At 58.9% G+C, this 22,842-nt stretch carries 22 protein-coding genes; 8 read left to right on the forward strand and 14 right to left on the reverse strand.

Features of this window, described 5'->3' with window-relative positions:
• Positions 1-236: 236 nt before the first annotated feature.
• From msrQ to mrcB, 9 genes are all read right to left on the reverse strand, one after another.
• Complete coding sequence (msrQ, locus tag AB1462_RS23500) at positions 237-857, reverse strand: protein-methionine-sulfoxide reductase heme-binding subunit MsrQ (protein WP_259194808.1); 621 nt, start codon at positions 855-857, stop codon at positions 237-239.
• Positions 857-1,870, reverse strand: coding sequence for a protein-methionine-sulfoxide reductase catalytic subunit MsrP (msrP, locus tag AB1462_RS23505; RefSeq protein ID WP_367248027.1), 1,014 nt, complete (start codon positions 1,868-1,870; stop codon positions 857-859). The genes msrQ and msrP overlap by 1 nt, the downstream gene beginning before the upstream one ends.
• 63 nt (positions 1,871-1,933) lie before the next feature.
• Complete coding sequence (gene pssA / locus AB1462_RS23510; RefSeq protein WP_027605398.1) at positions 1,934-2,791, reverse strand: CDP-diacylglycerol--serine O-phosphatidyltransferase; 858 nt, start codon at positions 2,789-2,791, stop codon at positions 1,934-1,936.
• A gap of 145 nt (positions 2,792-2,936) precedes the next feature.
• Entirely contained in the window at positions 2,937-3,953 is a 1,017-nt protein-coding gene (gene ilvC / locus AB1462_RS23515; RefSeq protein ID WP_003176099.1) for a ketol-acid reductoisomerase, read from the reverse strand.
• Positions 3,954-4,000: 47 nt separating this feature from the next.
• Positions 4,001-4,492, reverse strand: a complete 492-nt coding sequence (gene ilvN, locus AB1462_RS23520) for an acetolactate synthase small subunit (protein ID WP_003176102.1) — start codon at positions 4,490-4,492, stop codon at positions 4,001-4,003.
• Positions 4,493-4,494: 2 nt separating this feature from the next.
• Positions 4,495-6,219, reverse strand: a complete 1,725-nt coding sequence (locus tag AB1462_RS23525; RefSeq protein WP_090399826.1) for an acetolactate synthase 3 large subunit — start codon at positions 6,217-6,219, stop codon at positions 4,495-4,497.
• Positions 6,220-6,650: 431 nt separating this feature from the next.
• On the reverse strand, positions 6,651-6,980 hold the full coding sequence (locus tag AB1462_RS23530) for a YqcC family protein (RefSeq protein WP_090399804.1): 330 nt from the start codon (positions 6,978-6,980) through the stop codon (positions 6,651-6,653).
• Complete coding sequence (locus AB1462_RS23535) at positions 6,980-7,714, reverse strand: M48 family metallopeptidase (protein WP_090399802.1); 735 nt, start codon at positions 7,712-7,714, stop codon at positions 6,980-6,982. The genes AB1462_RS23530 and AB1462_RS23535 overlap by 1 nt, the downstream gene beginning before the upstream one ends.
• A 16-nt stretch (positions 7,715-7,730) precedes the next feature.
• Positions 7,731-10,055, reverse strand: a complete 2,325-nt coding sequence (gene mrcB, locus AB1462_RS23540; protein WP_090399800.1) for a penicillin-binding protein 1B — start codon at positions 10,053-10,055, stop codon at positions 7,731-7,733.
• Between the two features lie 118 nt (positions 10,056-10,173).
• On the opposite strand from mrcB, the gene AB1462_RS23545 reads away from it, so the two are divergent.
• The 3 genes from AB1462_RS23545 (at position 10,174) to AB1462_RS23555 (ending at position 12,644) form a co-directional block, all read left to right on the forward strand.
• A complete protein-coding gene (locus tag AB1462_RS23545) occupies positions 10,174-11,730 on the forward strand; it encodes an AAA family ATPase (RefSeq protein WP_367248028.1) in 1,557 nt (518 codons plus the stop codon).
• Positions 11,731-11,823: 93 nt separating this feature from the next.
• Positions 11,824-12,168 (forward strand): pentapeptide repeat-containing protein, encoded by a 345-nt coding sequence (locus AB1462_RS23550; protein WP_090399796.1) that lies wholly within the window; start codon positions 11,824-11,826, stop codon positions 12,166-12,168.
• A 203-nt stretch (positions 12,169-12,371) separates the two neighbouring features.
• Positions 12,372-12,644: a TfoX/Sxy family protein gene (locus AB1462_RS23555; protein WP_032884753.1), complete on the forward strand. Its 273-nt coding sequence runs from the start codon at positions 12,372-12,374 to the stop codon at positions 12,642-12,644.
• Positions 12,645-12,889: 245 nt separating this feature from the next.
• Here AB1462_RS23555 and AB1462_RS23560 read toward each other — a convergent pair whose 3' ends face one another.
• The 3 genes from AB1462_RS23560 to AB1462_RS23570 are packed head-to-tail and all read right to left on the reverse strand — an operon-like array spanning position 12,890 to position 15,569.
• Positions 12,890-13,657, reverse strand: coding sequence for a heme ABC transporter ATP-binding protein (locus tag AB1462_RS23560; protein ID WP_367248029.1), 768 nt, complete (start codon positions 13,655-13,657; stop codon positions 12,890-12,892).
• The gene (locus tag AB1462_RS23565; protein ID WP_186731552.1) at positions 13,657-14,640 is read right to left on the reverse strand and encodes an iron ABC transporter permease; all 984 of its coding nucleotides are present in this window, start codon (positions 14,638-14,640) and stop codon (positions 13,657-13,659) included. Before AB1462_RS23565 ends, AB1462_RS23560 begins: the two co-directional genes overlap by 1 nt.
• A 50-nt stretch (positions 14,641-14,690) precedes the next feature.
• Entirely contained in the window at positions 14,691-15,569 is an 879-nt protein-coding gene (locus AB1462_RS23570) for a hemin ABC transporter substrate-binding protein (RefSeq protein WP_367248030.1), read from the reverse strand.
• Between the two features lie 156 nt (positions 15,570-15,725).
• Between AB1462_RS23570 and AB1462_RS23575 the strand changes: the two genes are divergently transcribed.
• Positions 15,726-16,043 carry a Rieske (2Fe-2S) protein gene (locus tag AB1462_RS23575; RefSeq protein WP_090399788.1) on the forward strand — a complete coding sequence of 106 codons (318 nt, stop codon included), beginning with the start codon at positions 15,726-15,728 and terminating at the stop codon, positions 16,041-16,043.
• On the opposite strand, the gene sfsA is transcribed toward AB1462_RS23575, so the two are convergent.
• Positions 16,040-16,750, reverse strand: a complete 711-nt coding sequence (gene sfsA / locus AB1462_RS23580) for a DNA/RNA nuclease SfsA (RefSeq protein WP_090399786.1) — start codon at positions 16,748-16,750, stop codon at positions 16,040-16,042. The genes AB1462_RS23575 and sfsA overlap by 4 nt on opposite strands.
• Positions 16,750-17,922 (reverse strand): pyridoxal phosphate-dependent aminotransferase, encoded by a 1,173-nt coding sequence (locus AB1462_RS23585; RefSeq protein ID WP_315338992.1) that lies wholly within the window; start codon positions 17,920-17,922, stop codon positions 16,750-16,752. The genes sfsA and AB1462_RS23585 overlap by 1 nt, the downstream gene beginning before the upstream one ends.
• A 321-nt stretch (positions 17,923-18,243) precedes the next feature.
• Between AB1462_RS23585 and dksA the strand changes: the two genes are divergently transcribed.
• The 4 genes from dksA to AB1462_RS23605 all read left to right on the forward strand — a co-directional run bounded on the left by dksA (position 18,244) and on the right by AB1462_RS23605 (position 22,823).
• Positions 18,244-18,675 (forward strand): RNA polymerase-binding protein DksA, encoded by a 432-nt coding sequence (dksA, locus tag AB1462_RS23590; RefSeq protein ID WP_053137742.1) that lies wholly within the window; start codon positions 18,244-18,246, stop codon positions 18,673-18,675.
• Between the two features lie 83 nt (positions 18,676-18,758).
• Positions 18,759-19,646, forward strand: a complete 888-nt coding sequence (gluQRS, locus tag AB1462_RS23595) for a tRNA glutamyl-Q(34) synthetase GluQRS (RefSeq protein ID WP_259194802.1) — start codon at positions 18,759-18,761, stop codon at positions 19,644-19,646.
• A 62-nt stretch (positions 19,647-19,708) separates the two neighbouring features.
• Positions 19,709-19,885, forward strand: a complete 177-nt coding sequence (locus AB1462_RS23600) for a hypothetical protein (RefSeq protein ID WP_003176118.1) — start codon at positions 19,709-19,711, stop codon at positions 19,883-19,885.
• Positions 19,869-22,823, forward strand: coding sequence for a sensor histidine kinase (locus tag AB1462_RS23605; RefSeq protein ID WP_027605383.1), 2,955 nt, complete (start codon positions 19,869-19,871; stop codon positions 22,821-22,823). Before AB1462_RS23600 ends, AB1462_RS23605 begins: the two co-directional genes overlap by 17 nt.
• Positions 22,824-22,842: the final 19 nt, after the last annotated feature.

A 22,842-nucleotide genomic window follows, 5' to 3' on the forward strand; every position in this document is an offset into this window, starting at 1 on the left:
TCTACAGCGTTACACGCTGCTGTCAACACCTCTTTTTCTGCGCTTTCGACCGAGAAGATCGAATCGTTAATAGCGTCAAACAACACGACCCCATCAACTTCTTCTGGGCTTCGATGAACTGAAGCAAATCGCTGTCTAATCCTGCATAACTCTTTGTTTACCAAGGAGTTTTACGTTTCGACTGCGCCGGAAGTGGGGCGAATTATAGACTTCCAGAATCTGCGGTCAAGCGTTAATTACGCTTTTGTTGCAGAGGGTGCTTTTTTAGTAATAAGTCGGGGGATTCGGCGCGCTACTGGCGGTACACGCAACACCAGAAGCAGTGCACCTATAGAAGCATAGATAGCCCATTCCTTCAGATCAGCCCGCACGATCCACAACATATGCAGCAGTCCAAGCCCGAGAATCACATACACCAGGCGATGCAGCTTCTTCCAACGACTACCCAGTCGGCGCTGGCTATAGCGATTAGACGTAACCGCCAACACCAACAAAGACAAGAACCCTAGCGCCCCCACAATAATGTAAGGCCGCTTACGCAACTCTACCCCCAACTGCGTCCAATCCAACCCCAGGACAAACACACAATAGGCCGCCAAATGCAGCACTACATAAGCAAAGCACCACAATCCAAGCTGCCGGCGCACCGCGATCCACCCCGCCCAACCGCTCAGTTTCTGCAACGGCGTCATTCCGAGGGTAATCAGCAAGAGGATCAAAGTACCCAGGCCAAGCCGATCAACCAACACCTTGCCTGGATCTGGCCCCAAGGCAAAACTCCACGCCTCATATAGCCATAACAGTGGCCACACTGCCGCAGCTATAAAAACGCCAATGCGCCAGACGGGGTAACGCATCAGTAGTTCTTCCGCAGGTCGAGGCCTGTATATAAAGAGGCAACCTCATCCGAGTAGCCATTAAACATCTGCGTCTCACGCACATTGGGACTGAACAGGCCACTTGGCAGACGGCGCTCCCGCGCCTGGGTCCAGCGGGGATGATCCACCGTAGGGTTCACATTCGCATAGAAGCCATACTCATCCGCCGCGATACTCTGCCAAGTGGTTTTTGGCTGCTCGCTCACAAGACTGATACGCACGATGGATTTCACACTCTTGAAACCGTACTTCCAAGGCACGACCAGACGTAACGGTGCACCGTTCTGATTGGGCAACTCGCGCCCATACATGCCAACGGCAAGAATCGCCAAAGGGTTCATCGCTTCATCCAGGCGCAAGCCTTCTACATAAGGCCAGTCGATCAAGCCAAAACTCGAACGCTGCCCAGGCATGCTCTTGGCATCCTGGAGGGTTTCAAAGCGGATGTATTTGGCCTTGGAGGTCGGCTCAACCTGCTTGAGCAAGGCCGTGATCGGAAAACCCATCCACGGAATGACCATCGACCACGCCTCGACACAGCGCAAACGATAGATCCGCTCTTCTAATTGATAGGGCTTCATGAAGTCTTCAAGGGCATAACGCCCCGGCTTTGCAACCTCACCATCAATCACCACACTCCAGGGCTCGGTCTGGAGCGAGCCTGCATTTTTCGCAGGATCACCCTTGTCTGTACCGAACTCATAGAAGTTGTTGTAGTGGGTTGCGTCCTTGAACGGGGTGATGGACTCATCCTTGACCGTCACCGCCTGCCATTTCGTTGCCGGCAATTTTTCGGCAAACCAATTGGGCGCCTTGCCAGGCTCAACATCGGGATAACGCGCGACCTCGTCGGCACCGGCCCAACGCGGCAAGCTGCTGGCAGCAATGCCGGCAAGCGCACCACCGAGCAAGCTACGGCGAGAAAGATAGAAGGATTCAGGCGTGACATCCGACTCTTGGCAATCGGACGCTTTGGGCAATTTGATTAACATGGCAACTCCGCAGCATTGGAGAACTGATGCACCAATAGACTGCGGAGTATGGGGGAAATTACATTAAGGCAACGTTTTGTCCCGACGCATATGCAGCAAGTACTGAATCGGCCCCGAAGCGGCGTAGACCAGGAAGGCCAATAGCAGAATCCGAGGAGGGTCACTGAAGACCACTGCAAACACCAACACCACTGCCAGGATCGCCACGAAAGGCACACGTCCTTTGAGATCAAGCTCCTTGAAGCTGTTGTACTTGATGTTGCTGACCATCAGCATACCGGCCGCAGCAACCATCAACGCCACCAGGAACGACATTTTCGAACCCTGGATGCCGTAGTCACTGAACGCCCAGACGATACCCGCCACCACGCCCGCTGCCGCCGGACTGGCCAGACCAATGAAGTAACGTTTGTCAGCAGTACCCACCTGGGTATTGAAGCGCGCCAGACGCAACGCCGCACCCGCGACATAGATGAAGGCGACCATCCAGCCAACCTTGCCCATATCACCCAGCGCCCAGGCGAAGGCCAGCAGTGCAGGCGCAACACCGAAGGCAACCATGTCCGATAGTGAGTCATACTCGGCACCGAAGGCGCTTTGGGTGTTGGTCATGCGCGCCACGCGACCATCAAGGCCGTCCAGCACCATGGCCACGAAGATTGCGATGGCAGCAAAGCCGAAATACTTGCTGGCGCTCGCCGCATCACCCGCCGCCAGGGCGCTTTGGGCACTCATTGAGTTGATGATGGAATAGAACCCGGCAAACAAGTTTGCCGTAGTGAACAGATTGGGCAGCAAATAGATGCCACGATGCCGGACCTTGCGGCCTTCAGCGTCATGCCCTTCTTCGACATGTTCATCGATCGGTAGCAGGCTTTCGGCGTCAGAAGCCTGGCTTGGCTCTTCGGGACGTTCGCTCATGGACTTTACCTTGCAACGGTGTGAAAAAAATTCGACCAATACTTGCGGCGAGTGTTCGCCCGCAAACGATGCAGCTTTATACCAGAACCCGCCCCTCAAACGAAAAAACGCGGCCTAAGCCGCGTTTTTTGTTGATACGTACGACTTAGTTTTTGGCTTTGTCGACGATCTTGTTGGCACCGATCCACGGCATCATGGAGCGCAGTTGCTCGCCGATGACTTCGATACCGTGAGCAGCGTTGTTACGACGCTTGGCGGTCATCGAAGGGTAGCCGGTAGCACCTTCGCTGATGAACATCTTCGCGTACTCGCCATCCTGAATACGTTTCAGGGCGTTGCGCATAGCCTGGCGGGACTCGGCGTTGATGACTTCCGGACCAGTCACGTACTCGCCGTATTCGGCGTTGTTGGAGATCGAGTAGTTCATGTTGGCGATACCGCCTTCGTACATGAGATCAACGATCAACTTCAGTTCGTGCAGGCATTCGAAGTAGGCCATTTCCGGCGCGTAGCCAGCTTCAACCAGGGTTTCGAAACCGGCTTTAACCAGCTCAACGGTACCGCCGCACAGAACGGCTTGCTCGCCGAACAGGTCAGTTTCGGTCTCGTCCTTGAAGGTGGTTTCGATGATGCCGGTACGACCACCACCAACGCCTGCGGCGTAGGACAGTGCAACGTTCTTGGCGTTGCCCGAAGCGTCCTGGTAGATCGCGATCAGGTCAGGGATGCCGCCGCCTTTGACGAACTCGGAACGTACGGTGTGGCCCGGTGCTTTCGGCGCGATCATGATCACGTCGAGGTCAGCGCGCGGCACAACCTGGTTGTAGTGGATCGCAAAGCCGTGGGAGAAGGCCAGGGTGGCGCCCTTCTTGATGTTCGGTTCGATTTCGTTCTTGTACAGCGCGGACTGGAACTCGTCCGGGGTCAGGATCATGACCAGGTCGGCAGCAGCAACGGCGGAAGCAACGTCAGTCACTTTCAGGCCGTGGGCTTCGGCTTTGGCAACGGTGGCCGAGCCTTTACGCAGGCCAACAGTCACGTCAACGCCGGAGTCTTTCAGGTTGCAAGCTTGCGCGTGACCCTGGGAGCCGTAGCCGATGATGGCGACTTTCTTGCCCTGGATGATCGACAGGTCACAATCTTTATCGTAATAAACTTTCATGAGGTTCCTCTATATATCCAGGCCGTAAGGCCATTCACTAATTTGGTTTAGATGCTGAGTACTTTGTCGCCACGGGCAATCCCGGTGACACCACTGCGTACCGTTTCCAGAATCGAGGCCGTCCCGATCGACTGGATGAAGCTGTCCAGCTTGTCGCTCGTACCGGTCAGTTGAACGGTATAAACGCTGGCGCTCACATCAACGATCTGCCCGCGATAAATATCGGTAGTGCGCTTGATCTCGGCACGCTGGGCACCCGTTGCCTTGACTTTAACCAACATCAGCTCGCGCTCGATGTGGGCACTCTCCGACAGATCGACCAGCTTGACCACTTCGATCAGCTTGTTGAGGTTCTTGGTGATTTGCTCGATCACCTCATCGTGACCCACGGTGGTCAACGTCAGGCGCGACAAAGTCGGGTCTTCGGTCGGTGCCACGGTCAGGCTTTCGATATTGTAGTTGCGTTGCGAAAACAGGCCGACAACACGAGACAGAGCGCCGGGTTCGTTCTCCAGAAGCAGGGAGATAATGTGCCGCATGATTAAGTACGCTCCGTCTTGTTCAGCCACATATCGCGCATGGAGCCGTCTTTGATCTGCATCGGGTAGACGTGCTCGCTGGTATCCACCTGAATATCGAGGAACACCAGGCGGTCCTTCATGGCGAACGCTTCTTCCATCTTCGGCTTCAGATCTTTCAGATCAGTGATGCGAATGCCAACGTGGCCATAGGCTTCAACCAACTTGATGAAATCCGGCAACGATTCCATGTAGGAATGGGAGTGACGGCTACCGTAGCTCATGTCCTGCCACTGACGAACCATGCCCAGCACACCGTTGTTCAAGCAGACAATCTTCACGGGAAGACCGTACTGCAGGCACGTCGACAGTTCCTGGATATTCATCTGAATGCTGCCTTCACCGGTGACGCACGCGACGTCAGAGTCCGGGAAACTCAGTTTCACACCCATGGCTGCCGGGAAACCAAAGCCCATCGTGCCCAGGCCACCGGAGTTGATCCAGCGGTTAGGCTTGTCGAACTTGTAGTACTGCGCGGCGAACATCTGGTGTTGGCCCACATCGGAGGTCACAAAGGCGTCACCCTTGGTCACTTCGCAAAGGGTCTCGATCACGGTTTGTGGCTTGATGATGCTGCCGTCGCCCTTGTCGTAAGGGAACAGGCCACGATCACCACGCCATTCGTCGATCTGCTTCCACCAGCTGGCAACGGATTCCTTGTTCGGCGTCTGCCCGATGTCCTTGAGCGCAGCGACCATTTCGGTCAGTACACTTTCAACCGGACCTACGATCGGCACGTCGGCCTTGATGGTCTTGGAGATGGACGCCGGGTCGATGTCGATATGGATAATCTTGGCATTCGGGCAGAACTTGCTCGCGCCGTTGATCACACGGTCATCAAAACGCGCGCCCACTGCCAGGATCACATCGGCGTGGTGCATGGTCAGGTTGGCGGTGTAGCTACCGTGCATGCCCAGCATGCCCACGAACTGACGGTCCGTACCCGGAAATGCGCCAAGGCCCATCAGGGTGTTGGTTACCGGCAGGTTGAGCAGCTTGGCCAGTTCGGTCAGCGGTGCGGAACCACCGCCCAGAATCACGCCACCACCCGAGTACAACACAGGCCGCTTGGCTGCCAGGAGCATTTCTGCCGCCTTGCGGATTTGCCCCGAGTGCCCGCGAACAGCCGGGCTGTAGGAGCGCAGCTTGGCTTTTTTAGGGAAGACGTATTCGAACTTCTCAGCCGGGTTGGTCATGTCTTTCGGGATATCGACCACGACAGGGCCCGGGCGACCGGACTGCGCGAGGTAGAAGGCCTTTTTCATAACGTCCGGGATCTCCGACGCATGCTTGATCATGAAGCTGTGTTTCACGATCGGCCTGGAGATACCGATCATGTCGGTTTCCTGGAACGCATCGGTCCCCACCATGGTGCTTGGCACCTGGCCGGAAATGATCACCATCGGGATGGAGTCCATATAAGCAGTCGCGATGCCAGTAATGGCATTGGTTGCGCCTGGGCCGGACGTTACCAGTACCACACCGGCTTTACCGGTGGCACGGGCATAACCGTCAGCCATATGGGTCGCGGCTTGTTCGTGGCGAACCAGGATGTGGGTAACAGCCGGTTCCTTGAACAGTGCGTCGTAAACATGCAGCAGAGCACCACCTGGGTACCCGTAGATATAGTCGACGCCTTCGTCACGCAAAAAGCGGACGAGCATCTCACCGCCAGATAAAAGCTCCACGTTGTTCACCTCTAAAACGCCAGAATACCGTCCGTTGAAAACCGACGGGTCTTAATAGGTTTACTTCTCAACAGAGCATGAGCGACGGTGGTCGCCGACTACGTCAGCACTGACTGAGCAAGTATTGGGATCGTCCCAAGTGTTGCGGGCTTTTCCCACCCAGCGCGAGGTAACGCGTTGCGGGTGTAACAGGTCGGCGCGGATGTGCGCCTCATGATCTGCTGAGCGGGCCTGCTTCTGGCAGTCCCGATACAGCGGACTTTGGATTCTTCTGTTTCAGGCCTCTCAAGTCAAGCAATAATTGCGCTTTTTTCCAACTAAGCGCATGAGAACGTATAAGAAAGGGCTTTGATGAGGGATAAAACTCGCCTGAATGTCGTCAAGCGGTAGAAATGTGCGCAAGACTGCCGGAAAAACCGGCAGCCAGGCAATTAACGAGCGTCGACGATCAGTTGATCGAACTTTTTCAGCGCATTACGCAAGCCAAGGCTCTCTCGCGGCCGATCGGCATAGACCATCTCGGCCATTTCGAGAATGCCTGAAGCATTGGGCAACGGCAGGTCCTGTTCGAGGATCTGTTTCATGCGCACCAGGAAGATCCATTGCAACCACTGGTGGAAGTCCAGTGTGTCGACCGCAAACGGCTCGACGCTGCTGAGCGCCTCGGTGCTGGGGGACACCTCATCCCACCAGCCCTGCACGCGCAATTCGCGCTCAATCAACAATAACTGTTCGGCAATCGCTGGAAACCGTGCATCCATCAGAGGCTGACCTTGGCTTTTTGCCGAGCCTGGGCAGCGCCGGCCGCGTCACCTTGTGCGGCGCGCGCATCACCAATCAAGGCCCACAGACTGGCTTGCAGATCAGGACGACCGTTGGCCAGGGTCAGGCCACGACGGGCAAATTGCTCAGCCTGCGGCGCATCGCCCTGGGCCATACGAACTTGTGCCAGGCGATACAGCACTTGCGGTTCACGTGGCGCAACACGCTGGGCCCGCTCAAGGCTCGACGATGCACCATTCAAGTCACCACCCGCCTGCTGTTGCTGGGCAGTGGTCAGCAACGCCAGCACCGGGCCATCCAATTGCTCGTCAGCTGACAAACCGCCAGCACTGGAGGACGATGGAATGCCACTCGGTGTCGACGGCATGTTGTAGGTGCCCTGGTTGATCGGCGCGGTCTGCATCGGCGCGGAATCGATCGGCCCTGAGGTGCTTGGCCCAGGCGTCCAAGGTTCGGCACTGATTGGCGCCGCGGTAGCAGCACCGCCGCCCGGCACCATCACGACCACACCCGAATCCTGCGGCACGGCCTGAGGCTTGGCCTGGGCCGGACGGTTGGTCACGGTTTGGCGGAAACCGCCATTGGCCGAGATCCGGTCATTATTGGAGACAGCTGTACTCGAATCCACCACAGGAATAGAGCCGCGCTGTACGCTGGAGCAACCGCCGAGCAAAGCCAGAGCTGTAATAGCTGGAATCCACCACTTGTTCACTTGAAACCCTCTTTGCTTAATTCATCCAGCCCTTGACCCAATCCATCACCGATTCCGCATCTGCAGGGGCACCGCCACCGCACGCAGCACCGGGTGGTGGTTCGCTGCCGCGAATATACGGCATCTGCACCGCGCCCGGACAGTTGGCATCGGAGCCCTGGCCGGTATGCGGATCAATCCAGGCCTGCACGATGTTATCCGGCTGCGGCATGTTCAACGGCAGCGGGTCGGCCTTGCGCATGAAACTGGTCCAGACCTGCAATGCGCCGGTGGCACCGGTAAACGGCGTCTTGCCATTATCGTCACGACCCAGCCACACCACTGCGAGCACATCCTGGCCGAAACCTGCGAACCAGCTGTCACGCGAGTCGTTACTGGTACCGGTCTTACCCGCCAGTGTCAGGTTGGAAGGCAAAACCTTATAGACCGAGCTACCGGTACCTTCACGCATCACACGCTGCATGGCGTTCTGGATCAGATAGATGGAGCCCGCATCGAAACGTTGCTGAATCTGGAACGGATAGCGCTTGAGCGGCTCACCCTCTGCAGTCAGTACACTGCGGATCCCGCGCATCGGGGTGTTGAAGCCACCGTTGGCGAGGGTCTGGTACATGGTCGCCACTTCAATCGGCGTCATGGCGCCAGCACCCAGAAGAATCGAGGGAAAGGCCGGGAATTCGCGGGTGATGCCCAGGCGAGCCAGTGTCTTGAGGACATTCGGCACGCCAACCTCCAAGCCGAGCCGAGACGTGGAAATGTTGTAGGAATGGGCCAAACCCTGATACAGGAACACCGTGCCGTGGGAGCGGCGATCAAAGTTCTGCGGCGTCCAAACCTGGCCGTCGCCCCCTTTGACCGACAGCGGGTCATCCGACAGCCAACTGGTGAGGGTGTATTTGCTCGGCTTTTCCAATGCCGTCAGATAGACCGCCGGCTTGACCAGCGAGCCGATCGGCCGCACGGCATCCAGTGCGCGGTTGAAACCGGCGAAACTGGCCTGGCGACTGCCGATCATGGCCTGGACTTCACCGGTTTCCGGGTTGGTCACCACCATTGCGGCTTCTACTTCATCGGAGCCCTTACGGCCCGTCAGGCGCTTGAACGTGTCGTTGACCGACGCTTCTGCCTTCATCTGCAGAATCGGGTCGAAGCTGGTGAAGATCCGCAGGCCTTCTTCGGTCAAGTCTTCGTCGCGATAGTCTTCACGCAACTGGCGCTTTACCAGATCGATAAAGCCTGGGAACGAACTGTCCGCCAGCTTCCCGCGGGTTGTCACACCCAGTGGCATTTTCTTCGCCGCAGCAACTTGTTCCGCCGTGGCGACACCTTGCTGTTCAAGCACATCGAGCACCAGGTTACGCCGCTCCAGCGCCCGCTCCGGATTGCGACGCGGGTTGTAGTAGGAAGGCCCCTTGACCATGCCCACCAACAAGGCCACTTGATGCAGCTTCAACTCGGACAGCGGTTGACCGAAGAAGAACTGGCTGGCCAAGCCGAAGCCGTGCACCGCGCGCTGGCCATCCTGGCCGACGAAGACCTCGTTGAGGTACGCCTCAAGGATCTCCTGCTTGCTGTAGTGCAGTTCAAGCAGCATCGCCATCATGGCTTCGGTGAGCTTACGGGTCAGGCTGCGCTCGTTGGTCAGGTAGAAGTTCTTCACCAACTGCTGGGTCAGCGTACTGCCGCCCTGGGTCATCTTGCCGCCGGACGTATTTACCCAGATGGCACGGGCAATCGACTTCGGCGAAACGCCCCAGTGACTATAAAAGTCACGGTCCTCTACAGCCACCAACGTTTCCAGTAGATACGGCGGCACCTGATCAAGCTTGATCAGGATGCGATCTTCAAGGTTCTTCGGATAAATCCCGCCGATCATCAGCGGTTCAAGGCGCACTACCGGCAACTTCGAGCCGTTGAGGGAAGACAGTTCGGCCACATAGTCGCCGGAGAAGCGCACGCGCACAGGCTGGGCTTTCTCCAGCCCTTCATAGAACTGAAAGCCGCGGGTATTGAGGTCGACGGTGTTGCCGCTGACCGCAGCGGCCCCCGGACCATTGCTCACGGGTTCGCGTCGATAACCCAGGGCGTCGAGTTCGGTGAGGAAGTCGTCCTTGCTCAGCTTCTGGCCAGTGAACAATTCCAGCGGGCGTGCATACACCTTGGCCGGGATAGTCCAGCGCTTGCCAGAGAACTTTTCCTGGACCACAGCATCGAGGTACACCGCAAAGCCAGCGAGCACCACAAGGCCTACCAGGCCGAGCTTGAGCGCCCAGCCAAGCCACGGGCGCAGGCCGCGGGAAGGGGGTTTTTTACGGGAACGGGGAGATCGGGTTCGAGTCATGGCGGCGGATTATACGCACTTTATTGATGATCAACATGAGCCGGACAGCGGTTTGCATGACCGCCCGTAGCAGCCATAATGCGCGCCATGATTTCCCCCCGACTCTGAAGGATCGCCCGTGAGCCAGTCACTGATCGCAGCCCTGCAAAATCCGGCCTTGTACCCTCATCCGGTTGAAGCGTTCCAGGTCATCGAAACGCATATTTCTTGGGTCGTATTGACCGGCCCCTACGCCTATAAGTTGAAGAAACCGATGAACTTCGGGTTCCTGGACTTCACCGACCTGGAGAAACGCGGGCACTTCTGCAACGAAGAACTGCGCCTCAACCAACGCCTGACAACAGATCTGTATCTGGAAGTGTTGCCGATTACTGGCACTGCCGAAGCCCCGCAATTGGGTGGCGACGGCCCGGTGATCGAATACGCACTGAAGATGCGTCAGTTCCCGCAAAGCCAACTGCTCAGCACCCTGCAAGCCAATGGCGAACTGACCGCCACGCACATTGATGAAATGGCCAGGCAGATCGCGCACTTTCACCTCACCGCACCAAAAGTGCCGCAAGACCACGCAGCTGGCACCCCGGACGAAGTGATGGCGCCGGTACGGCAGAACTTCGAGCAGATCCGTCCATTCCTCAGCGACAAGGCCGACCTGACTCAACTGGAAGCCCTGCAAGCCTGGGCCGAAAGCAGTTTCGAGCGCCTGAAACCGCTGCTGGCACAGCGTAAGCTCGACGGTTTCACCCGCGAGTGCCACGGTGACATCCACCTCGGCAATGCCACCTTGATCGACGGCAACGTGGTGATCTTCGACTGTATCGAGTTCAACGAACCGTTTCGCTTCACCGATGTGTACGCCGACACCGCTTTCCTGGCCATGGACCTGGAAGACCGCGACCTCAAGTCCCTGGCTCGCCGTTTTATCAGCCAGTACCTGGAACTGACCGGTGATTATCAGGGCCTTGAAGTGCTGAACTTCTACAAAGCCTACCGCGCCCTGGTACGTGCCAAAGTGGCGCTGTTCAGCATGCCGAGCGAAGCAAGCCCGGTGCAACGCGCCACGACCCTGCGCCAATACCGCAACTACGCCAACCTGGCGGAAAGCTACAGCACCATTCCATCGCGTTTCCTGGCAATTACCCACGGTGTCTCGGCAGTCGGCAAAAGCCACGTTGCCATGCGCCTGGTGGAAGCATTGGGCGCTGTGCGCCTGCGCTCGGACGTGGAGCGCAAGCGCATGTTCGGCGAACAGCTGGTCGAAAATACGCCACAGGCCGGTATCTATGCATCCGACGCCAGCGCCAAGACCTACGCGCGCTTGAATGAGATCGCTGATACCGTGCTGCGCGCCGGCTTCCCGGTAGTACTGGACGCCACCTTCCTGAAACGCGAACAACGCGACGCAGCGGCCAAGGTTGCCGAAGCCACCGGTGCGCCGTTCCTGATCCTGGACTGCAACGCGCCACAAGCCGTTATCACCAGTTGGTTGGCACAACGTCAGGCCGACAAAAACGATCCGTCCGACGCGACGCTGACCGTTATCGAAGAACAGCAGGCCAACCGCGACCCATTGACTGCCGAAGAACTGTTACTGAGTAAACGCGTCGAGACCAATCAAAGCGGGACCCTCGATGCGTTGGTCGCACAAATTCGCCAGCGCCTGCCAGGCCTGTAAGAAAAATTTCTTGGGCGTGTCATCTACTTTGGACGCACGCCCAAGAAATAGTGGCACTATAATGGCGTCATAAATCCAACAGGAGTCGTTTTCATGAGTCAACCCAAGCTTCTAGATACACCGCTCTACGCACTCCTGCATAAAGACGATATTCGTGGCTTCAATCAGGCACGCCCAGCAGACGGCATTATCGACATGCGCGGCGGCGACTTCCGTGGGCTGGACTTGCGCGACCTGAACGCCACCGGCGTGGACTTCACCGACGCGTATTTTCGCTCCGCCGACTTGCGCGGCCTGGATTTGCGCGACTGCTCGCTGGAAGGCGCCAGCCTCGCCCATGCGCAGATTTCGGGCACCTACTTCCCGCCTGAATTGACTGCCGATGAGATCCTCATGTCGGTCAATTTCGGCACGCGCCTGCGCTACCGTACCAAGTAACACTCGACCCAAGCCCGCCTACGCGCAACGCGTAGCGGGCGCTTCACCCCAGCCCCGCCGTCAAAATCCCCGCGTCATTCTTATAAGCTTTTGGGCCGTTTCGGACCAAAGAACTACGCTTTTCCTACTGAGCGCTACACTCCTGTTCAGGCTTGCCTGGTCACGATACCCACCGCACCATTCGGCCGTCGCAAGGAGGCTTGATGAACGATGAGCTGCAACACCTGAAAAACCTCGGCAAGACGTCAGCGCAGTGGCTGCATGCGGTGGGCATCCACAGTGCATCCGACTTGCGTCGCCTGGGAGCGGTCGATGCGTATCGAGCCGTAAGGACTCGTGGGTTCCGCGCATCGAAAGTTTTGCTTTATGCGATCGAAGGGGCACTGATGGACGTGCACTGGAACGACATTCCAGTCGAGCGCAAGGAAGCGTTGAACCGCCAACTGGATGCTATTTCAACGCGCCAGAAGAATTAGATCGTCCTGCAAGACCCAATGTTCATGGACACTTCGAACGGGCGTTTGAGGAAAACCGGAGATCGTTCAAAAACAATTGTTGACTCTCAAATGAGAATCGTTATGATTATCACAACTGGTCGCGAGATCAGCCGATAACTGAAAGACCATTGGTTCGGACTCTCAGATTATCTCCTCATCAGGCTAATCACGGTTATTTGACCCGGCTTTTGCCGGGTCTTTTTTTGCCTGTGAAAAAGCACACCTCAGCGTGCAATGATTAACGGATGCCCACGCTCCGGGTGCGGCTGTACCAATACGTCCAAACCAAACACCGCCTTAAGCGGCTCGGGCCGCAGCACCTGCGCCGGTGTATCCAACGCGCGGGGACGGCCCTGCTCCAGCAGCAAAATGCGATCACAGTAGCGCGCTGCAAGGTTCAGGTCATGGAGGATCACCAGCACCGCCGCACCACGATCGGCAAAGGTGCGAATCGCTTGCAGGGTCGTGTGTTGATGCAGGGGATCCAGCATCGATGTCGGTTCATCCAGCAGCAACGTCTGCCCCGCCTCACCTGGCCATAGTTGCGCCAGCACCCGCGCCAAGTGCACACGTTGACGCTCGCCACCAGAAAGCGCCAAGTAACTGCGACCACTCAAGTGTGCGACATCCGCCGCCTGCAAGGCTGCGTGGATAATTTCATCATCGCGCACGCGCCCCGTCTGATGGGGCAAACGGCCCATGCCGACCACCTCTTCGACACGGAACGCGAAGTCCAGGGTCGAGGTTTGTGGCAACACCGCCAGCCGCTGCGCGCGCTGCGGACCGCTCCAGTCTTTCAACGCCTGCTGCCCCAGCCACACCTTGCCCTGATCGGGATGTAACTCACCGCACAACGCGCCCAGCAACGTACTCTTACCCGCGCCATTGGGGCCCAGCACACCGAGCACTTCACCCGGCAGCAACTCCAGGGTGACCTCCGCCAGCACGACCTTGCGGCCACGCCGGATCTGTAGGTCTTCAACACGCAGCATCAGGCACGCCCCCGTAACAACAGGTAAAGAAAAAACGGCGCGCCAATAAACGCAGTCACGATGCCAATCGGCAATTCAGCCGGCGCCAAGGCCAGTCGCGCGACCAAATCGGCAAACAGCAACAAACTCGCGCCCGCCAATATCGAAGCCGGCAACAGCACGCGGTGATCAGGCCCAGCCAGCAACCTGACCAGATGCGGCACCACCAGCCCGACAAAACCAATCATGCCCGCCGCCGCCACCGCAGCGCCTACACCTAATGCGGTACAGAACACCAACTCGCGCTTGAGCCCTTCAACATCAATCCCCAGGTGACTGGCCTCGGACTCGCCGAGCAACAGCGCATTCAGCGCCTTGGCCCGGCGCGGCAACCAGAGCGCCACACCGGCACTGACCAGCAATAAGGGCCATAACCGCGAATAGCTCGCGCCGTTGAGACTGCCAAGGTTCCAGAACGTCAAGGTACGCAGGGTGGTGTCGTCCGCCAGGTAGGTGAACAGACCCACCGCCGAGCTTGCCAGTGCAGTGAGGGCAATGCCGGCGAGCAGCATCGTCGCCACATTGGTCTGACCGTTACGACGCCCCAGTCGGTAGACCAGCGCAGTCACGCCCAGTCCGCCAAGAAACGCGCATAGCGACAGCAGATAAGGCCCGAATGCATCCGGCAACCCGCCGAAAAACGAACCGCCGACAATCGCAATTGCCGCCCCCAATGCCGCCCCGCTGGAAACCCCGACCAACCCCGGATCGGCCAACGGGTTGCGAAACAACCCTTGCATGGCCACGCCCGACAACGCCAATACGCCGCCAACCGCCAAACCGAGCAACGTACGCGGTAAGCGAATCTGCCCCAGGATCAACTCAGCCTGCTCCAGGCCTTGCGCCTCTATCGGCACGCCCATCAGGCGCAATGCCGCCTTGAGCGTATCCAGCAACGGCAAGCTCACCGGCCCCAATGCCAATGAGAGCCAGGTCGCCAACAGGCATAACAGCGCCAGGCCGATGAACAGCGTTTTCGGTTTAACCAAAGTGGTCATGGGGTGGATTTAGCCTGTGGCGGAAAAAAGCCGGCCGATAGTTTCACAAGACTTTGCGGCAGACGAGGCCCGAGCCCGCCAACCAGCAGGGTCGGGTCAAGCTCGAACACGCGGCCACCCTTGGCCGCCGGCGTCGAAGCCAGGATCGGATTCTCCTTGAACAACGCCGCGCGCGCCGCGTCCCCCGTAAGGGCGCGGTCGGCAAACACCAGCACATCCGGGCTCAGCCCTGCCAACGACTCCACCGAAAACGGCTTGTAACCGCTGTGCGTGGCCAGGTTATGCCCGCCCGCCTGCTGCAACACCCAATCGCCCGCCGTGTCCTTACCGGCAATCAGCGGCTTGCCGCCAGCATGACCGATCAGCAGCAACACGCCAGGTGCCTTCTGCGAGGCCCGCGCCTTGGCGACCCTGTTTTTCTGCTGATCAAGCGCCTGTTCATATCCGGCAAACAATTCACTGGCCTTAGCCTCATCTCCCAGCAACTTACCCAAGTGCTGAAGATTACCCTTCAAGGTCGGTAAATCCGGCTGCGCCGAGAACATCTCCACCTGGACCCCCGCGCTGCGAATCTGCGCCAGCACCGGCGGCGGCCCCATCTCTTCAGTACCCACCAGCACCTGTGGGCGCAGGCTGAGAATGCCTTCGGCCGACAATTGCCGCTGATAGCCAATAGTTGGTAACGCCTTGAGCGATTCAGGATGCTGACTGGTGGTATCCACGCCAACCAACTTCGGCTCACCGCCCAACGCCGAGACCCATTCCGACAGCGCCCCACCGGCACTCACCCAACGTTGTGGCAGTTCAGAGGCTTGCGCCCCATGGTTGACCAGCAGTCCGACAACAAGCGCAATAGCGCTGGCACTCAGGCGCATAACAGGGTTTCCTTCCAAGGGCAGGGCCTTTCGAGCACTCATCGATGTGACAGATAACCCCTGCCGGGCATCGAACTGAGCACCCAGTCAGCTAACGGGCGAAGCCGGCATTTGATAATTGTTTGCATTTGAACGTCAAGGCACTTAAGGATTGAAATGAAGTTTCTCTGCCTCTCGGACACGCTCGCGCCCAACAGCAGCCTCGGTTTTACGATTGATGGCACCCCGTTGCTGGCGGTTCGCCGGGACGGCATTGCCTACTTCTATATCAACCGCTGCCCCCATCGCGGCATCCCGTTGGAATGGCAACCCGATCAGTTCCTTGACGACAGCGCCAGCCTGATCCAGTGCGCCACCCACGGCGCGCTGTTCCTGATCGAAAGCGGCGAGTGCATTGCCGGCCCATGCGCAGGTAAAAGCCTCAAGACCCTGCGCGGTCGCGAAGACGAGCAGGGCCTGTGGGTGGAGCTCTAGTCGAGCAGCACGTCTAATCGACGATCCACGCAAATCTCCTCGGACGTCACGCGCACCCCATACGCCAACACTTCTACCCCGGCAGCTTTAGCCTCGCGCAAGGCCGCACCATAAGCGGCATCGATTTCCAGCGCTGGGCGCACAGCGTCAATCCCCGAAAGGTTGACGCAATACAACTGCACCGCCCGCACCCCTTCACGCGCCAGATGCGCCAACTCCCGCAGGTGCTTGGCACCACGTTGGGTCACTGCATCGGGGAAGGCGGCAACCCTGGTGCCATCAAACCCCAACGTGACGCTTTTGACTTCTACATAAGCCGCGCCGTGTGGATATTCCAGGCGAAAGTCGATACGGCTTTTCTCCTGGCCGTAAGGCACCTCACGCTTCAACGCGGTGAAACCGTTGAGTTCGGTGATCACACCAGCGCCTAAAGCCTCCTCGACCAACTGGTTGGCGCGCGCCGTGTTAACGCACGCCAAGCGGCCTTGGGGCGTTTCGGCAATTTCCCAGGTGCCGGGCAACTTGCGCTTAGGGTCATTGGAGCGACTGAACCAGACCTGCCCGCCCTCCACCATGCAATTGAGCATCGAACCGGTGTTTGGGCAGTGAATAGTCAACAACTCGCCGGTAACGGTTTCGATATCGGTGAGAAAGCGCTTATAGCGGCGAATCAGTCGGCCTTCTTCGAGGGGAGGATAAAAGCGCATCAGCCTTGCCAGCTCCGTAGGCCACGCTGGATTCGTTCCACCGCCTCCTGTAGTCGATCAAGGTTTTGCGTGTAGGCAAAGCGCACATGATGGCCCGCTTGATAGCGACCAAAATCCAGACCGGGTGTAAATGCAACATGCTCGGTTTCGAGGAAATGGCGACAAAACGCGAAGGCATCTCCGCCGAACGCACTGATATCGGCATACAAATAGAACGCCCCTTCCGGTTCTACGGCAATCCCGAAGCCCAACTCGCGCAAGGCGGGCAACAGGAAGTCGCGACGACGGCCAAATTCGGCACGGCGCTCCTCCAGGATGCTCAGGGTTTGCGGGGTAAAGCAGGCGAGCGCCGCATACTGGGCCATGCTGGGCGCGCTGATATAGAGGTTTTGCGCCAGCTTCTCCAGTTCGCCGACCGCAGCGGGCGGGGCGACCAGCCACCCCAGGCGCCAGCCGGTCATGCCGAAATACTTCGAAAAACTATTCAGGACGAAGGCCTCATCGTCGACCTCCAGCACGCTGGCGGCGTCCGTGCCGTAGGTCAGGCCGTGATAGATCTCATCCACCACCAGATGGCCGTTACGCACCTTGATTGCGTCGGAAAGCCCGGCTAATTCATCGCGCGTGAGGATCGTACCGGTGGGATTCGCTGGAGAGGCAACCAAAGCGCCTACGCTGTCCTGACCCCAGTGCTTGGCTACAAGGTCAGCGGTCAGTTGATAACGCACTTCAGGGCCCACCGGCACCAGTTGCGCGGCGCCTTCCACCAGTCGCAGGAAGTGCCGGTTACACGGGTAACCCGGGTCTGCCAGCAGCCAATGCTTGCCTGGATCCACCAGCAGGCTGCTGGCCAACAACAATGCGCCGGAGCCACCAGGGGTGATTAGAATACGTTCGGGATCTACGTTCAATCCGTAGCGTTGCTGGTAGAAACCGCTGATGGCTTCACGCAATTCCGGCAGGCCACGAGCCGCGGTATAACGGGTTTTGCCATTGGCCAACGCCGCCTGGCCGGCCTGGATTATCGGCTCGGCGGTGGTGAAATCAGGCTCGCCGATTTCCAGGTGGATCACATCATGGCCCGCCGCTTGCAGCTCATTGGCTCGCGCCAGCAACGCCATGACATGAAAAGGTTCGATGGCGCGACTGCGCGCACTGTAGGGCTGAGCCATTAGCCTTCCTTCAACGGTGAGGACAAAATCAGGATTCTACCGAACCCTCGCGGTAAAACATGCTCTATTGCCTGCCTGGCCGTCCAAGATGAACCCGGCAAGCGCTTGCAAAACGACTAAAATCAACATTCGAGACGATACATACCCAGCAACAACGGGCGACTGCAGTTTGCAACCCCTGCGTGACGGGCCTCGACAACCGGGAGTGGCGCACCCTGAATCTATCTGGTAAGTTCGCCCGCTTGCAGCCGCAGGGCCGGCAGGTGTCGGTGAAGTTGCAATCCTGCGCAATGGATTAGAAGAGTGAGAGGCGGTCTATTCATGTCCACCCAAGCAAAGCAGAACATCAGCGGCTTCCAACCCTACGTTGAATCGAAGGGTGAGGAATACATGGGCAAGCCCATGCGCGAGCACTTCTCCAAAATCCTGAAGCAGTGGAAGCAGGACTTGATGCAGGAAGTCGACCGCACGGTTGACCATATGAAGGACGAAGCAGCCAACTTCCCGGACCCGGCAGACCGTGCCAGCCAGGAAGAAGAATTCGCCCTCGAACTGCGCGCCCGTGATCGCGAGCGCAAGCTGATCAAGAAAATCGACAAGACATTGCAACTGATCGAAGACGAAGAATACGGCTGGTGCGAATCCTGCGGCGTCGAGATCGGTATTCGTCGCCTGGAAGCCCGCCCTACTGCGGACCTGTGCGTAGACTGCAAGACCTTGGCTGAAATCAAGGAAAAACAGGTCGGCAAGTAATCAAGCCGTGCTGAACGAATGGGGCGTGCAAACGCCCCATTTTTGTTTCTGGGATTTACCGATTTTCCAGTAGTATCCGGCCCATGACTGCCTCTACCTATATCGGGCGTTTCGCCCCTACGCCCAGCGGCCATTTGCACTTTGGTTCCCTGGTCGCCGCCCTCGCCTCCTACCTCGACGCCCGCGCCAATCAAGGCCGCTGGCTGATGCGCATGGAAGACCTCGACCCTCCCCGCGAAGAGCCCGGCGCCCAGGCGGCAATCCTGCACGCCCTGGAGAGCTACGGCTTTGAGTGGGATGGCGAACGGGTCCGACAAAGCGAGCGGCATGACGCCTACGCCAAAGTACTGAACGATATGTTCAACCACGGCCTGGCCTACGCCTGCACCTGTTCACGTAAACAATTGGAGCCCTACGACGGGATTTACCCAGGCCTGTGCCGAAATGCCGGTCACGACCAGCAGGACGCCGCCATCCGCCTGCGTGTTCCCGAGCTGGAGTACCACTTTACTGACCGTGTACAGGGAGAGTTCCGGCAACACCTTGGCCGTGATGTCGGCGACTTCGTCATCCGTCGCCGCGATGGCCTCTACGCCTACCAACTGGCGGTGGTGCTCGACGACGCCTGGCAAGGGGTTACCGATATCGTGCGCGGCGCCGACCTGCTCGACTCCACGCCACGCCAGTTGTACCTACAAGAGTTACTGGGCCTGCGCCAACCGCGCTATCTGCACGTACCGTTGATCGTCCAGCCGGACGGTAACAAGCTGGGCAAATCCTATCGCTCCCCGCCGCTGAATCCCGACCAGGCCACGCCGTTGCTATTGAGAGCCCTGCGCGCCCTTGGCCAGCAGCCTGGCGACGAACTGCTTCACGCCAGCCCACGGGAGTTGCTGGATTGGGGCATTGCGCACTGGGATGCCAGCAAGATCCCGCGCACACTGACGCTGGCCGAAGCGCAATTAAGCTGAAGGCGCTTGCAGCCTGCCAGCCATCCGTTACCATCGCCGCAGTTTTTTAATCAGAGGCCAACATGTACATCTATCGATTGGTCCTGCTGCTGGTCGTCGGGATCTACCTGTTTTCCCCCGCCATCATGGATTGGTGGATCGACGCCACGGGCGCCTGGTATCGCCCCTATCTGCTGTGGCTGATCCTGATCGTCGTGACCTTCATCCTGCAGAGCCAAAAAGATGCCGATGAGCTTTAGCCTCACCCAGATGCTGCTGATCAGCGCCGCCTACCTGGCAGCACTGTTCGGCGTCGCCTGGATCAGTGAGCGCGGAATGATTCCGCGGGCGATCATTCGCCATCCGTTGACCTACACCTTGTCCCTCGGCGTGTACGCCAGCGCCTGGGCCTTCTATGGCACCGTTGGCCTGGCCTATCAATACGGCTACGGCTTTCTCTCCAGTTACCTGGGTGTGTCCGGCGCGTTCCTGCTGGCACCGGTGCTGCTGTACCCGATCCTGAAAATTACCCGCACCTATCAGCTGTCGTCCCTGGCCGACCTGTTCGCCTTCCGCTTCCGCAGCACGTGGGCCGGGGCATTGACCACGGTATTCATGCTGATCGGCGTGCTGCCCTTGCTGGCCCTGCAAATCCAGGCGGTGGCCGACTCCATCAGCATTCTCACCCGCGAGCCGGTGCAACACCGGGTCGCCCTGGCCTTCTGCGCGCTGATCAGCCTGTTTACGATTTTCTTCGGCTCACGCCACATCGCCACCCGCGAGAAACACGAAGGGCTGGTATTTGCGATCGCGTTCGAATCGGTGATCAAGCTGATCGCCATCGGCGGCGTCGGCCTCTACGCGCTCTATGGCGTATTCGACGGCCCACAACAGCTGGAACTGTGGCTGTTGCAAAACCAGACCGCCCTCGCCGCCCTGCACACCCCGTTGCAGGAAGGCCCATGGCGCACGCTGTTGCTGGTGTTCTTCGCCTCGGCGATCGTCATGCCGCACATGTACCACATGACCTTCACCGAGAACCTCAACCCGCGCTCGCTGGTCAGCGCCAGCTGGGGCTTGCCGCTGTTCCTGCTGTTGATGAGCCTCGCGGTGCCGCTGATCCTGTGGGCCGGCCTGAAACTGGGAGCCACCACCAACCCCGAGTATTTCACCCTGGGTATCGGTATCGCCGCCAATAGCCCGGCGTTGGCGCTGCTGGCTTACGTCGGCGGTTTGTCTGCTGCCAGCGGGCTGATTATCGTCACGACGCTGGCCCTTTCGGGCATGGCCCTCAATCACCTGGTGCTGCCGCTGTACCAGCCGCCCGCCGAGGGCAATATCTACCGCTGGCTGAAATGGACACGCCGCGCGCTGATCGTCGCAATCATCATGGCCGGCTACGGGTTCTACCTGTTGCTCGGCGCCGGGCAAGACCTGGCCAACCTGGGCATCGTCGCATTTGTCGCCACCTTGCAATTCCTGCCGGGGGTGCTGTCGGTGCTGTACTGGCCGACCGCCAATCGCCGTGGCTTTATCGCCGGGCTGCTGGCCGGGATCCTGGTATGGATCGTCACGATGCTGCTGCCATTGGTCGGTAACCTGCAGGGTTTCTACATTCCGCTGCTGAACATGATCTACGTGCTGGACGACACCAGTTGGCACATGGCGGCGATTGCCTCGCTGGCCGCCAACGTACTGATGTTCACCCTGATCTCGCTGTTCACCAATGCCAGCCCGGAAGAGACCAGCGCCGCCGAGGCGTGCGCGGTGGATAACGTGCGTCGCCCGCAACGCCGCGAGCTGCACGCGGCCTCGCCCCAGGAGTTCGCCACGCAACTGGCCAAGCCCCTCGGCGCCAAGGCGGCTCAGAAGGAAGTCGAGCAGGCGCTGCGCGACCTGTACCTGCCCTTTGACGAGCGCCGCCCGTACGCGCTGCGTCGTCTGCGTGACCGCATCGAAGCCAACCTGTCCGGCCTGATGGGCCCCAGCGTGTCCCAGGACATGGTGGAAACCTTTCTGCCCTACAAGGCCGGCGGCGAAAACTACGTGACAGAGGACATCCATTTCATCGAAAGCCGGCTGGAGGATTACCACTCACGCCTCACCGGCCTGGCGGCCGAACTCGACGCCTTGCGCCGCTACCACCGCCAGACCCTGCAGGAACTGCCGATGGGCGTGTGTTCGCTGGCCAAGGATCAGGAGATCCTGATGTGGAACAAGGCCATGGAAGAACTCACCGGCATCGCTGCGCAACGGGTGGTGGGCTCGCGCCTGAATACCCTGGGCGATCCGTGGAAAGAACTGCTCCAGGGCTTTATCAATTTGCCTGACGAGCATTTGCACAAGCAGCACCTGGCGCTCGACGGCCAGACGCGCTGGCTCAACCTGCACAAAGCCGCGATCGATGAACCGCTGGCACCCGGTAACAGCGGCCTGGTGCTGCTGGTCGAAGACCTGACTGAAACCCAGATGCTGGAAGACAAGCTGGTGCACTCCGAGCGCCTGGCCAGCATTGGTCGCCTGGCAGCGGGCGTGGCCCACGAAATCGGCAACCCGATCACCGGTATCGCCTGCCTCGCGCAAAACCTGCGGGAAGAGCGTGAGGAGGACGGCGAAATCATCGAAATCAGCGGGCAGATCCTCGAACAGACCAAGCGCGTCTCGCGCATCGTGCAGTCGCTGATGAGCTTCGCCCATGCCGGCGGCCATCAGAATCTGGATGAGGCGGTGTGCCTGGCCGAAGTGGCCCAGGATGCCATTGGGCTGCTCGCCTTGAACCGGCGCAATTTCGAAGTACAGTTCTTCAACTTGTGCGACCCCGACCATTGGGTCGACGGCGACTCACAACGCCTGGCGCAAGTGCTGATCAACCTGCTGTCCAACGCCCGCGATGCAACACCTGCCGGTGGTGCGGTACGCGTCAAGACCGAGGCTTTCGAACATACCGTCGATCTGATCGTCGAAGATGAAGGCAGCGGCATTCCACAGAACATCATGGACCGATTGTTCGAACCCTTCTTCACTACCAAGGACCCAGGTGAAGGTACCGGTCTGGGCCTTGCACTGGTCTATTCCATCGTTGAAGAGCATTATGGACAAATCACCATCGACAGCCCGGCTGACACCGAAAGCCAACGCGGCACCCGTATTCGGGTGACCTTGCCGCGTCATGTCGAAGCGACGTCCGCTGTGAACTGAGACCGTCGAGAGAATTGAA

It is taken from the genome of Pseudomonas sp. SB113 (assembly GCF_040754745.1).
Lineage (GTDB): Bacteria > Pseudomonadota > Gammaproteobacteria > Pseudomonadales > Pseudomonadaceae > Aquipseudomonas > Aquipseudomonas grimontii.

What these genes read in the sequence shown, in the direction of transcription:
- msrQ (WP_259194808.1), bottom strand. Translation starts at nt 857, where the DNA reads ATGCGTTACCCCGTCTGGCGCATTGGCGTTTTTATAGCTGCGGCAGTG.
- msrP (WP_367248027.1), bottom strand. Translation starts at nt 1,870, where the DNA reads ATGTTAATCAAATTGCCCAAAGCGTCCGATTGCCAAGAGTCGGATGTC.
- pssA (WP_027605398.1), bottom strand. Translation starts at nt 2,791, where the DNA reads ATGAGCGAACGTCCCGAAGAGCCAAGCCAGGCTTCTGACGCCGAAAGC.
- ilvC (WP_003176099.1), bottom strand. Translation starts at nt 3,953, where the DNA reads ATGAAAGTTTATTACGATAAAGATTGTGACCTGTCGATCATCCAGGGC.
- ilvN (WP_003176102.1), bottom strand. Translation starts at nt 4,492, where the DNA reads ATGCGGCACATTATCTCCCTGCTTCTGGAGAACGAACCCGGCGCTCTG.
- AB1462_RS23530 (WP_090399804.1), bottom strand. Translation starts at nt 6,980, where the DNA reads ATGGATGCACGGTTTCCAGCGATTGCCGAACAGTTATTGTTGATTGAG.
- mrcB (WP_090399800.1), bottom strand. Translation starts at nt 10,055, where the DNA reads ATGACTCGAACCCGATCTCCCCGTTCCCGTAAAAAACCCCCTTCCCGC.
- AB1462_RS23550 (WP_090399796.1), top strand. Translation starts at nt 11,824, where the DNA reads ATGAGTCAACCCAAGCTTCTAGATACACCGCTCTACGCACTCCTGCAT.
- AB1462_RS23555 (WP_032884753.1), top strand. Translation starts at nt 12,372, where the DNA reads ATGAACGATGAGCTGCAACACCTGAAAAACCTCGGCAAGACGTCAGCG.
- AB1462_RS23560 (WP_367248029.1), bottom strand. Translation starts at nt 13,657, where the DNA reads ATGCTGCGTGTTGAAGACCTACAGATCCGGCGTGGCCGCAAGGTCGTG.
- AB1462_RS23570 (WP_367248030.1), bottom strand. Translation starts at nt 15,569, where the DNA reads ATGCGCCTGAGTGCCAGCGCTATTGCGCTTGTTGTCGGACTGCTGGTC.
- AB1462_RS23575 (WP_090399788.1), top strand. Translation starts at nt 15,726, where the DNA reads ATGAAGTTTCTCTGCCTCTCGGACACGCTCGCGCCCAACAGCAGCCTC.
- sfsA (WP_090399786.1), bottom strand. Translation starts at nt 16,750, where the DNA reads ATGCGCTTTTATCCTCCCCTCGAAGAAGGCCGACTGATTCGCCGCTAT.
- AB1462_RS23585 (WP_315338992.1), bottom strand. Translation starts at nt 17,922, where the DNA reads ATGGCTCAGCCCTACAGTGCGCGCAGTCGCGCCATCGAACCTTTTCAT.
- dksA (WP_053137742.1), top strand. Translation starts at nt 18,244, where the DNA reads ATGTCCACCCAAGCAAAGCAGAACATCAGCGGCTTCCAACCCTACGTT.
- gluQRS (WP_259194802.1), top strand. Translation starts at nt 18,759, where the DNA reads ATGACTGCCTCTACCTATATCGGGCGTTTCGCCCCTACGCCCAGCGGC.
- AB1462_RS23600 (WP_003176118.1), top strand. Translation starts at nt 19,709, where the DNA reads ATGTACATCTATCGATTGGTCCTGCTGCTGGTCGTCGGGATCTACCTG.
- AB1462_RS23605 (WP_027605383.1), top strand. Translation starts at nt 19,869, where the DNA reads ATGCCGATGAGCTTTAGCCTCACCCAGATGCTGCTGATCAGCGCCGCC.